This window comes from Oceanobacillus polygoni (assembly GCF_008304605.1).
GTDB classification, from domain to species: domain Bacteria; phylum Bacillota; class Bacilli; order Bacillales; family Amphibacillaceae; genus Oceanobacillus; species Oceanobacillus polygoni.
The window spans coordinates 387,832-400,431 of record NZ_PIJY01000026.1 but is presented as its reverse complement, the minus strand read 5'-3'; the positions used below and the strand labels follow the sequence as shown (position 1 = coordinate 400,431).

The window sequence follows — 12,600 nt, the reverse complement described above, 5'->3', positions numbered from 1 at the left end:
AACCCTTACCTTTTTAACCCGTTCAAAACAGTAGTTGTGAAAGTTGTCATTTCCTGTACAACATCAAATTCTTCCCCAAAAATAATCCAATCATAGATAGTACCCCTCATACACCTAGTAATTAATGCTGATGCTTCCTCAGTTGTTAATCCTCCCTTAAACTCATTATTCTCAATTCCTTCCTGAACAAAGGAATTAATTACTTTGTATAGGTTTCTATCTGGATCAGCTAAATAATGATTTTTGTTAATTGTTAGCGACATAGCGTTCATATATACAGTTCTAATTAAATCTTTCCCCAATTCATCACGTAAATAGATCATTTGAGCTTCGTAAAACATAAGGATTTTTTCGCTTGCTTTAATATTTTTGGGGATTCCTTGTTGAAATGTGGAATAAAAATTATCAATATCCTTAAATTTCTCATTAAAAATGTCATATTTTGTATTAAAATGCACATAAAATGCACCTTTAGATACATGACAACTTTTTACTATTTCATCTACTGTTACATTATCAAAACCCTTTTTGTGAAACAGCTCCAGTCCTGTTTCTAAAAGTGCTTTCTTAGTCTCTAGGGCTTTTAATTTTCTTGCTGTCATACGTGACATAATATACTCCCCCTTTTTTAATAATAGCATAATATCTTTGAAATAAAGAATTCAACAGAAAAGTGTTGACTATTTTAAATTTTACGTTTATTATTCTAATTAATAAATTTAAGTGACCGCAGTATTTGACTTTGGTATGTGAAAAATCATTAAAATGAAAGGAGATCAATAATTATAGAATAATCAATATGCATTTTCTAAAAAGGGGTAGTTTCAATCGAAATAGAAACGCATAAAACAAACTATAAAATGATAGCGCTTTCTGCGTCGTTGGAAATTTTAAAGGAGAGATCTGAATGGAAACAAAGAAAGTAGGTTTTATTGGATTAGGGAATATGGGTTTTCCGATGGCTAACAATTTACTGAGAGCAGGTTACACTGTTTACGGAGTAGATGTAAACAAAGAAAATGAAAAACGATTTGCAGAAATTGGCGGAATAGTTGGGTTTACTACTGCCACGTTGGCAAATGAAGTAACTATCATTTTTACTAGTCTACCAACACCAAAGGTTGTAGAAGATGTTTATTTAGGAATCGAGGGACTAGTGGAGAATGGAAAATCAAATTTAACTATAATTGACTTAAGTACAATCTCTCCAGAACTAAATAAAAAAGTAGCAAAAGCTGCATTGGAAAAGGGGATTCAATACCTAGGATCTCCAGTTAGTGGAAGTGTATCTGGAGCAGAGGCAGCAACTCTGAGTGTGATGGTCGGAGGGGATAAAAAAACATATAGTTTCGCATTACCATACCTTAAAACAATCGGAAAAAATATATTCCATGTTGGGGAAGATCATGGATTAGGAACTATTGTTAAATTAATTAATAATCTAATGGCCGGAATTCATACACAGGCCGTCGCAGAAGCTCTATCTATCGCGGACGCAGCAGGTTTGGACCATGATACTGTTTATAGAATTGTAAATGTCAGTACAGGTCAAAGCGGTATTTTTACTAGAAACTACAAAAACTTTATTGCTCAGGATGAATATTATGAAGGGGCTTTTACTACAGCACTACTATTAAAAGACTTAAAACTAGCAAACTATGTTTCGAATTCATTTGAGGGCAAATTACCATTGGGTGAAGGGTTAGTAAATTACCTTGAATCAAATATTGAGGACTATGCGGATAAGGACATTTCTTCAGCCTATCTTATGTTAACAGAAGAAAAGGTGAAATTGGGTGAATAAATAAAACTTTATTTAAAACAAATTTTTTATATCCAAAATGGGAGGTTTTTAGATGGCGACATTAAAGTTAGATACAGTAACACACTATATTAATGGGGAAAAAGTAAAAGGAAATAACGATAAATATGGTTATGTATACAGTCCATCCACTGGCCAGAGAATAGCTGCTGTTCCTTATGCTTCTGCTGAAGAAGTGGATGAGACCGTACAATTAGCGAAAAAAGCGGCTGTGAAGTGGGCAAAAACTTCTGTAGGAAAAAGAGTTGAAGTCCTTTTTAAATTCCGCCAATTATTGGTAGAGAATACGGATGAATTGGCACAGTTAATTGGGAAGGAAAACGGGAAAACAATTTCTGATGCAAAAGGGGAGATAAGTAGAGGAATAGAATCTGTGGATTTAGCAATAGGGGCACCACAAATACTGAAAGGAGAACATTCTGTAAATGTTGGTGGGGATATAAACGCTTATTCAATGAAACAGCCGCTTGGCGTTGTAACATGTATATCACCATTTAATTTCCCAGTTATGGTACCGCTTGCAATGAGTGCAATGGCAGTGGCCGTGGGGAATGCAATGATATTGAAACCATCTGAAAAAGTTCCATATTCTGCTCAATTAATTTCAGAACTTTGGGAGAAGGCTGGTTTACCTGCTGGAGTTTGGAACGTATTGAACGGTGATAAGGACACGGTTAATGCCATCATTACACATAACGACATACAAGCGGTAAGCTTTGTAGGCTCTACGAAAGTAGCGGAAATTATCTATGAAGTAGGAACGAAGCATCATAAACGAGTAAATGCATTTGGTGGAGGGAAAAACCATCTGGTCATTATGCCGGATGCGGATATTGATAAAGCAGTTGACTCCTTCTTAGGTTCTGCATATGGTTCAGCTTCACAGCGTTGTATGGCTGTTTCCGTAGCAATGCCAGTCGGGCAAAAGACAGCAGATGTATTCACCGCAAAATTAAAAGAAAAAGTTGAAAATCTTAGACCTGGTTCTTATGACGATGAATCAGCTGATTTCGGGGCCGTTATAAGCGCAGAAGCGAAACAAAGCATCTTAAATTCGATTGATGAAGCAGTAAGAGATGGAGCTAATGTTGTTGTCGATGGTAGAAACCCTGATGTGAAGTTTAAGGAAGGTTTTTATCTGGGGGCTACGCTATTAGATAATGTTACTCCTGAAATGAATGTATACAAAGAAGAAGTGTTTGGACCAGCACGTACAATCGTTTCAGTAGATTCAATTGGTGAAGCAATACAGCTAATCAATAACCATCAATATGGAAATGGGGTGGCTATATTCACCAATAGTGGTCGTGACGCTCGCAAATTCACGCAAGAAATAGAAGTAGGTATGGTTGGAGTAAATGTACCTATTCCAATACCTGTGGGGTACCATAACTTTGGGGGCTGGAAAGGTTCACGATTGGGTGAAGGGCAAATGTTCGGACCGGATACCGCTCGTTTCTTTACAAAAACAAAGACGGTTTCGGAAAGGTGGTTTGACCAATCTCGTTCAGATGAAATTAATTTTGATTTTCCTAGCAGCTAATGAGGCGGGGCCATTAGATGGCCCCAATTTTTTTCTAGGTTTCAATATGGGTAGATTTCAAAAGCTTAACCCTTATACTGACGATTACATAAGGGTATTCCTGTAAACAAGAGGTGATCAAATGCTAGGAATTGTGTTAGGGCTAGTTTTACTAATCATCTTAGCCTATCGTGGATGGTCGATTATCTGGATTGCACCGATTTGTGCTGGTGTTGTAGCGATATTTGGTGGGCTTGACTTACTTGATGCATATACAAATACCTATATGCAAGGGTTTGTCGACTTCACGAAGAGTTGGTTCCCTGTATTTATGTTAGGGGCAATCTTTGGTAAATTAATGGAATACAGTGGTATGGCTCAGTCCGTAGCACAAGGCATAATTAAACTATTTGGTGAAAATCAAGCAATTATTGGTGTTATTATAGCTTCAGCGGTTTTGGCTTACGGTGGTATTAGTGTGTTCGTTGTTGTATTTGCCGTCTATCCAATTGCGGTAAGTATGTTTAGACAAGCGAACATTCCAAGAAAACTTATGCCAGCTACAATTACAGCAGGGATGATGACGTTCGCAATGACAGCACTTCCCGGAACTCCGCAAATTCAAAACCTAATTCCAATGGATTATTTTAATACAGCAGCGACTGCAGCACCAATTATGGGTCTTGCTGCTTCTTTAGTAATGGGTGGGGGCTCTATTCTCTATTTGAAGAAGAGAGAATATAATCTGAAGAAAGCTGGGCATGGATTTAAAGCGTTAGAAAAAGATTCGGAAACAAAAGAGAAATTAAGCGGAAATTTGCCAAATATCTTTATATCTTTACTACCTTTAATATCTGTAATTGTTACGCTTAACATTCTTAAATGGGATATTGTCGTTTGTTTATTAATAGCGATTTTATTAATTATCCTATTCTCATTAAACAAAATTAAAAGTTTGATTCCGTCACTAAATCAAGGAGCATCTGATTCCGTCATGGCGATGATTAATACTTCTGCAGCGGTTGGTTTTGGAACTGTAGTACGCGTAGTTCCAGGGTTCCAAAAATTAAGTGATTATATTCTAGGCATTGATGCAAATCCGCTTATTTCCATGTCTATTGCTGCAAATGTATTATCAGGAGCAACTGGTTCAGCATCAGGAGGGTTAGGAATCACAATGGAAGCTTTGGGTCAAAAATATAATGAATTAGCTGAATCAACTGGAATAGCACCAGAAGCATTTCACCGTATCGCATCTATTGCTTCAGGTGGTTTAGATGCACTTCCACATAATGGAGCAGTTATAACCATACTGATTGTAACCGGTTTAACACATAAGGAGTCGTACAGAGATATTGCAGTTGTAGCAATAGTCTTTCCGATATTATCACTAATTCCAGCTATTTTACTAGCGAGTATCGGTATTTATTAATATTATAGACAACTTAACGATGTTCGGTCAAACAACCGAGTATAAGTGGTTGTTTTAGTATTAACAGAATGAGAATCTTAAAAAGGTTCTTTTATATTTAGGCTGATGCAAGGTTTTATCACGATCATGTCGTATGGTATCTAGTTAAGTATTGGGAAAAAATGTGATACAACAATCATTTTAGTTAAGGAAAGTGTTGAAATTATTTATAAATCAAGATAGTTAAAGCCTACCATGACTTAAAAAATTTGTGATGTTTTAGTTGTAATTTTTCACCTGAATTCAAGGCTATTATTTCATAGATATTCAAAATATAGCAGGCTATCTTCTTTTATTGTATAATAAATTACGAATTTATTATCTTTTACCAAAAATCTGTTGACTGAATGCTCATTCACGTTTAAAGTAGAAGTATAGATTTATAAAAAATTATATACCCAAAAATGTAATCGCTATCATTATGCCATAACGAAAAAAAGGGGGATCGGACAGTGAATACATTTATGCTTATTAACTGGATTGCATTTCTAATCATCACGTTTTATGCACTGTATTTATTCGTAAAAGTCGTCTCAACACGGATTGCTTATATTAAGCTTGGAAAAAAATCCGAGTTTGATGGCGAAATCAAGTTACGCTTGCAGCGAGTATGGACCATTGTATTTGGACAATCCAAATTATTGAAGGATAAGAAATCCGGTATCATACATGTCATGATGTTTTACGGGTTTATCCTCGTCCAATTTGGTGCGATTGACATGTTCGTGAAAGGATTGTCACCAGGAAACCACTTACCATTTGGTGTGCTTTATCCGGGATTTGTGTTCTTCCAGGAATTGGTGACATTAATGATTCTTGTAGCGGTTGTTTGGGCGTTTTATCGTCGCTATATGGAAAAGCTCGTCCGGCTAAAGCGGGGGTTTAAAGCTGGTCTCGTTCTTATTTTTATTGGAACATTAATGCTTTCTGTATTATTCGGAAATGGGATGGCGCTTCTTTGGCATGGACATGATGTAACGTGGACAGAGCCTGTTCCAAGTGTTATTGCGCTAGCACTAGGATGGCTCTCACAAGACGTTGCAATGGTATTGTTTTATATTGCTTGGTGGGTACATACTGTAACATTGCTTTCGTTCCTTGTTTATGTACCGCAATCCAAACATGCACATCTTCTTGCAGCACCGATTAACGTATTTTTGAGTAAACAGGTTCCGGGGAAATTGGAGAAAATAGACTTTGATATTGATGAAGATAGTGAAGAGAATGAAGAAGAAATCTCTTTTGGTGTTGGAAAAGTAGAAGATTTTGAACAATATCAAATGCTTGATTTCTATGCTTGTGTAGAATGTGGACGCTGCACAGACGTATGTCCTGCTGCGGGAACTGGTAAAATGCTGTCGCCGATGGATATTATGGTCAAAGTACGGGATCATTTAACGGAAAAAGGAGCGGCAATTACTGGGAAATCCGCATGGGTTCCATCCTATGCTTTTACCAATACAGTAGGAAATCAGGCAAGTGCACAGAACGAAGCGGCAGCTACAGTTCAAAGTGCAAGTCTAATTGGCGATGTGATTACAGAAGAAGAGCTTTCTGGATGTACGACATGCCGAAATTGCGAGGATGCCTGCCCGGTAAATAATGAACATGTTGGGACAATTATTGATATGCGCCGCTATCTCGTCATGACAGAAGGAAAAATGGATTCGGATATCCAGCGAGCGGTCACGAACATTGAGCGGCAAGGAAATCCGTGGGGGCTTTCTAAAAAAGACCGTATTAAATGGCGTGATGAAGATGAATCTGCATACATTCCTACTGTGAAAGAGCTGAAAAAGGAAGGAAAAGAATTCGAATATCTTTTCTGGGTAAGCTCGATGGGAGCCTTTGATAGCCGTAGTCAAAAAATTGCAATTGCATTTGCTAAATTGATGAATCAAGCAGGGGTTAGCTTTGCGATTCTAGGAAATACCGAAGCAAACTCTGGAGATACAGCACGTCGGATTGGAAATGAGTTTTTATTTCAAGAAATTGCAGAGAAAAACATTAAAACATTTGAGAAAAACGGTGTAATGAAAATCGTAACGATTGATCCGCATGCCTATAATATATTTAAAAATGAATATCCAGATTTCGGCTATACAGCAGAAGTGTATCATCATACGCAAATGCTTTTTGATTTGGTGAAATCAGGAAAATTAAAGCCTGAACGTGCCATTAATGAAAAGCTAACCTATCACGATTCCTGCTATTTAGGCAGATACAATGGTGTGTATGATCCACCTAGAGAAATATTAACATCCATCCCAGGTCTTGAACTGGTCGAGATGGACCGCTCTCGAGAAAATGGAATGTGCTGTGGAGCAGGTGGCGGCTTAATGTGGACAGAGGAAACAACAGGAAACCGAATTAATGTAGCGCGTACAGAACAAGCACTAGCTGTACAGCCATCGATGATTTCTAGTGCCTGCCCGTATTGTTTAACCATGCTAAGTGATGGAACAAAGGCAAAAGAGGTTGACGAGGATATTAGTACAATGGACGTAGCTGAAATTCTAGCATTATCTGTAAATTTTGATGACCAAGAGAGAACAGCATCCTAAACAATGCTAGACTGATAGAGGGGAGTCCCCCTCTATCCATTGAATAAACAAGATGAGCGAGCGTTCAATCAAAGTATTTTTGCATACATAATAAAGAGAGGATGAAAATGAATGAGAAAAACAGTGATTGTTTCAGGAGCAAGAACCCCTTTCGGAAAATTTGGTGGAGGTTTGAAGCCTTTTACAGCATCGGAGCTTGGAGGCAAGGCAATTAAAGAAGCATTACATCGTGCTGGAATAGAAGGTTCAGAAGTTGATGAAGTGATTATGGGAACCGTTTTGCAAGGTGGGCAAGGACAAATACCTTCTCGGCAAGCAGCTCGTGAGGCTGGTATCCCATGGGAAGTAAAATCAGAAACAATTAATAAAGTATGTGCATCAGGGCTACGCAGTGTGACACTGGCTGACCAATTGATTCGTCTTGGAGATGAGGATGTCATTGTAGCAGGTGGAATGGAAAGCATGAGCAATGCACCATATTTTCTGCCAGATAGCCGATGGGGCAGTCGGATGGGCGATAAAAAAGTGGTCGATATGATGGTTCACGATGGACTGACATGTACATTTACAGGTGCTCATATGGGGAGTTACGGTAATTCAACCGCAGAAGAATTAGAATTAACAAGAGAAGCACAGGATGAATGGTCCTATCGCAGTCATAAACGCGCAATTGAAGCGATTGAAGTAGGGAAATTTGCTGAAGAAATCATTCCAGTGGAAGTCCCGGTACGTAAAGGTGAGCCAATCATCGTAGATACAGATGAAGCACCAAGAAAAGATACAACGGTTGAAAAGCTAGCGGGCTTGCGTCCTGCTTTTGATAAAAACGGAACAATTACAGCAGGAAATGCTCCGGGTGTAAATGATGGGGCATGTGCTTTTGTCGTGATGGGTGATGACAAGGCAAAAGAGCTAGGAAAAACACCATTGGCAACGATTCTAGGGCATGAAGAAGTTGCTGTCGAAGCAAAAAAATTCCCACAAACGCCAGGACTAGTCATTAATAAATTGCTTGAAAAAACAGGGTGTTCAAAGGATGATATTGATCTATTTGAGATTAATGAAGCCTTTGCTGCCGTGTCGCTAGCTAGTGGGAAAATCGCTGGAATTGACGCTGAAAAGATTAATGTTAATGGTGGTGCTGTTGCATTAGGTCATCCAATTGGGGCAAGTGGTGCCCGAATTATTTTAACCTTAATCCATGAATTAAAGCGTCGTGGTGGTGGCCTTGGAATTGCTGCTATTTGCAGTGGCAGTGGTCAAGGGGATGCTGTACTAATTGAAGTTCCTAAAGTCTAATACGAAGGGGAAACGAAAAGATGGCAATTAAAAAAGTAATGGTTATTGGTGCAGGACAAATGGGGGCAGGCATTGCTCAAGTCTGTGCACAGTCGGGGTTTGAAGTACTGCTAAATGACCGGGACAAAGATGCACTACAAGCAGGAATAAACGGCATCGAAAAATTACTTACACGCAATGTGGAAAAAGATAGACTAACAGAAGAAGAGAAAGCGGCAACCCTCGGCCGCTTATCTCTTTCCAATACATTGAAGGATGCAGCGTCCTGTGATTTGGTTATTGAAGCAGTTGTGGAAAATATGGACGTAAAAACAGCGGTATTTCGTGAGTTGGATATGTATACACCGAAACATACAATCCTTGCTTCGAATACATCTTCCTTACCGATTACAGAAATCGCAGCAGAGACAAAGCGTCCAGATCAGGTTATCGGCATGCATTTTATGAACCCTGTACCAGTTATGAAGCTTATAGAAATCATTCGCGGCTTACAAACAAGTGATGAAACGTATGAAGCAATTCAAGCGATGAGCCTTCAGTTATCGAAAATCCCAGTAGAAGTAAAGGATTTTCCTGGATTTGTCTCAAATCGAATTCTGATGCCAATGATTAATGAAGCGATTTATACCGTTTACGAAGGTGTGGCAACACCAAAGGATGTTGACCAAGTTATGAAGCTTGGAATGAATCATCCAATGGGGCCGCTTACGTTAGCAGACTTCATTGGTCTAGATACATGCTTATACATTATGGAAGTACTTCACGAAGGGTTTGGAGATAGTAAATATCGCCCGTGTCCATTGCTAAGACAGTATGTGAAAGCAGGATGGCTTGGCAAAAAAACGGGAAAAGGCTTCTATGAATATCGTTAACTACATTTCACCAAGAGAGGTGCGGGCGGTATGATTTTAAATGTTACAGAAGAACAAGAGATGTTACGTAAGCTTGTCCGAGATTTTGCGCAGAAGGAAGTCGCTCCTGAAATCGAGCGAATGGAGCAAGAGGATCGCTTTCCAATTGAGGTTGTAAAGAAAATGGGAGAGCTTGGACTAATGGGCATTCCTATTCCTGAAAAATATGGTGGTAGTGGAATGGACTTTACATCCTACATTAATACGATTCATGAGCTATCAAAAGTAAGTGCAACCGTCGGGGTGATTTTATCCGTGCATACATCTGTAGGGACAAATCCGATTTTATATTTTGGTAATGAAGAGCAAAAGCAACGTTTCTTACCAAAACTTGCTAGCGGAGAGTACCTTGGTGCCTTTGCACTAACAGAGCCCGGATCCGGTTCCGACGCCGGGAGTCTAAAAACGAGCGCCAAAGAAGCTGACGATAACTATATTTTAAATGGATCAAAGGTTTTCATCACAAATGGCGGTGTGGCAGATACGTATATTACATTTGCTCGGACTGGCGATAATTCGAAAGATATTAGTGCATTTATAGTAGAAAAGGATTCTCCTGGACTGATTATCGGTAAAAAGGAAAAGAAAATGGGACTTCACGGGTCGAACACGGTTCAACTGACATTTGATCAATGTGTCGTTCCAAAAGAAAATTTGTTAGGTGAAAAAGGAAGCGGTTTCAAAGTTGCGATGGCTAACTTGAATATTGGAAGAATCGGCATTGCCGCTCAAGGACTTGGGATAGCGGAGGCGGCTCTTGAATATGCAGTTGCCTATGCGAAAGAGCGAAAGCAATTCGGGAAATCCATTGCAGCAAATCAAGGGATCTCCTTCAAGCTAGCAGATATGGCGACAGCGACCGAGTCTGCAAAACTATTAACCTATCACGCAGCATCCCTGATCGAGCAAGGCATCCCATGTGGAAAAGAAACGTCAATGGCTAAACTAACAGCAACCAAGACAGCGATGAACAATGCAATTGAAGCGATACAAATATTAGGCGGATACGGATATACAGAGGACTACCCAGTTGAACGCCTATTTCGAGATGCGAAGGTAACGGAAATCTATGAAGGTACGAATGAAATTCAGCACATTGTTATTGCCAAGCATTTATTAAAGGATTAAGGGGAGATAGAGATGGATTTTCAATTAACCGAAGAACAAGAAATGCTGCGTAAAATGGTTCGTAATTTTGCGGAAAAAGATGTAGAACCAACAGCCGCAGAGCGTGATGAAGAGGAGCGCTTTGACCGGGGGATTTTTGACAAAATGGCAGCGCTTGGATTAACGGGGATCCCATGGCCGGAAGCATATGGCGGCATTGAAGCTGATTATGTCAGTTATGTCATTGCGGTCGAAGAATTATCGCGCGTTTGTGCATCAACCGGCGTAACGTTATCTGCTCACCTGTCCCTAGCGAGCTGGCCGATTTATAAATATGGGAACGAGGAGCAGAAGAAAAACTTCCTTAGACGCTTAGCAACAGGAGAAGCCCTTGGAGCCTATGCGCTATCGGAGCCTGGAGCAGGTAGTGACGTTGTTTCGATGAAAACGACTGCTAAGGAAGACGGTGATCACTACGTATTAAACGGGAGTAAAGTTTGGATAACAAACGGTGGCGTGGCAGATATTTACATTGTTTTTGCAAAAACAGATGCAGACGCCAAACATAAGGGAATTAGTGCATTCATCGTGGAGAAAGGAACAGATGGATTTTCTTTCGGTAAAAAAGAAAAGAAACTCGGCATTCGTTCTTCTCCAACAACGGAGTTAATCTTTGAAAACTGCCGTATTCCAAAAGAGAATATGCTCGGTTCAGAAGGAGAAGGCTTTACCATTGCGATGACAACACTGGATGGCGGAAGAAATGGAATTGCAGCTCAAGCACTAGGAATCGCCCAAGGAGCTCTTGACGCAGCTGCAGCCTATGCAAAAGAACGAGAACAATTTGGCAAGCCAATCGCAACGAATCAAGGGATTTCCTTTAAGCTTGCAGACATGGCAACTGAAATTGAAGCAGCACGCTTATTAACATACCAAGCAGCATGGCTAGAATCAAAAGGGCTCCCATACGGAAAAGCATCTGCTATGTCCAAACTATTCGCTGGTGATACAGCTATGCGCACCACTGTTGAAGCGGTTCAAATATTTGGTGGCTATGGCTATACAAAGGACTACCCTGTTGAACGCTACATGCGCGATGCAAAAATTACACAGATTTATGAAGGCACAAACGAAATCCAACGGCTCGTCATTGGTAGAATGCTAACGAAATAAGATAAGCGATCGTCCCCCATTAACAATCGATCACAGTCCCAGCCGGGGCGATCGACCTGTCCAAAAGCAATCACAGTAACAAATTAATGAAACAGATTGGAGGGATGCGACATGAAAGAAGAGAAGATACTTTCTTCCGTAAAAGACCAGCAGCTCATAAAAGTACGAAGAGAACAGATTATTAAAGGAGCTATTAAACTTTTTAAAGAAAAGGGTTTCCATAAAACGACGACAAGAGAAATCGCAAGTGAGTCTGGTTTTAGCATTGGAACATTGTACGAATATATCCGCACAAAAGAAGATGTGCTATTTCTTGTCTGTGATTCGATTCATGAACAGGTTCGTGAGCGGATTGCTCAGGAAATTGACTTGGAATCACCTTCAGTTCCAAACATGATGAAGGCAATTCGATCTTATTTTTATCTGATGGATGAAATGCAAGATGAAATTGTAATTCTTTACCAAGAAGTGAAATCGTTAAAAAAGGAATCGAGAAAACATGTGCTAAATAGTGAACGTGATATGGTAGGAATTATTGAAAATGTAATTAACACTTGCCTTGAAGGGAAGCTATCTGCGCAAAAGGTTAGTCTACTTGCTAATAACATCGTGGTTCAAGGACATATGTGGGGATTCAGAAGGTGGATTATGCAAAAGCAGTTTACATTAGAAGCCTACATGGATGAGCAATTAAAAATGATTGAACATGCAATCAAGTAGCAGATTTTCTA

The 12,600-nt window shown here is 39.4% G+C and carries 10 protein-coding genes; 9 read left to right on the top strand and 1 reads right to left on the bottom strand.

Features of this window, described 5'->3' with window-relative positions; translation table 11 throughout:
• Positions 1-5: 5 nt before the first annotated feature.
• The gene (locus tag F1560_RS13660; protein ID WP_149475184.1) at positions 6-611 is read right to left on the bottom strand and encodes a TetR/AcrR family transcriptional regulator; all 606 of its coding nucleotides are present in this window, start codon (positions 609-611) and stop codon (positions 6-8) included.
• Between the two features lie 296 nt (positions 612-907).
• Here F1560_RS13660 and F1560_RS13655 point away from each other — a divergent pair, with 296 nt between their 5' ends.
• From F1560_RS13655 to F1560_RS13615, 9 genes are all read left to right on the top strand, one after another.
• A complete protein-coding gene (locus F1560_RS13655; protein ID WP_149475183.1) occupies positions 908-1,804 on the top strand; it encodes an NAD(P)-dependent oxidoreductase in 897 nt (298 codons plus the stop codon).
• Between the two features lie 52 nt (positions 1,805-1,856).
• Positions 1,857-3,365, top strand: a complete 1,509-nt coding sequence (locus tag F1560_RS13650) for a CoA-acylating methylmalonate-semialdehyde dehydrogenase (protein WP_149475182.1) — start codon at positions 1,857-1,859, stop codon at positions 3,363-3,365.
• Positions 3,366-3,486: 121 nt separating this feature from the next.
• Positions 3,487-4,776 (top strand): GntP family permease, encoded by a 1,290-nt coding sequence (locus F1560_RS13645; protein ID WP_149475181.1) that lies wholly within the window; start codon positions 3,487-3,489, stop codon positions 4,774-4,776.
• Between the two features lie 491 nt (positions 4,777-5,267).
• Complete coding sequence (locus F1560_RS13640; protein ID WP_149475180.1) at positions 5,268-7,379, top strand: (Fe-S)-binding protein; 2,112 nt, start codon at positions 5,268-5,270, stop codon at positions 7,377-7,379.
• A 111-nt stretch (positions 7,380-7,490) separates the two neighbouring features.
• Positions 7,491-8,678, top strand: coding sequence for an acetyl-CoA C-acetyltransferase (locus F1560_RS13635; RefSeq protein WP_149475179.1), 1,188 nt, complete (start codon positions 7,491-7,493; stop codon positions 8,676-8,678).
• 20 nt (positions 8,679-8,698) lie between these two features.
• Positions 8,699-9,550 (top strand): 3-hydroxybutyryl-CoA dehydrogenase, encoded by an 852-nt coding sequence (locus F1560_RS13630; protein ID WP_149475178.1) that lies wholly within the window; start codon positions 8,699-8,701, stop codon positions 9,548-9,550.
• Between the two features lie 30 nt (positions 9,551-9,580).
• Positions 9,581-10,717, top strand: a complete 1,137-nt coding sequence (locus F1560_RS13625) for an acyl-CoA dehydrogenase (protein WP_149475177.1) — start codon at positions 9,581-9,583, stop codon at positions 10,715-10,717.
• A 12-nt stretch (positions 10,718-10,729) separates the two neighbouring features.
• Entirely contained in the window at positions 10,730-11,869 is a 1,140-nt protein-coding gene (locus tag F1560_RS13620; protein ID WP_149475176.1) for an acyl-CoA dehydrogenase, read from the top strand.
• Positions 11,870-11,980: 111 nt separating this feature from the next.
• The gene (locus F1560_RS13615) at positions 11,981-12,589 is read left to right on the top strand and encodes a TetR/AcrR family transcriptional regulator (protein ID WP_149475175.1); all 609 of its coding nucleotides are present in this window, start codon (positions 11,981-11,983) and stop codon (positions 12,587-12,589) included.
• Positions 12,590-12,600 lie beyond the last annotated feature (11 nt).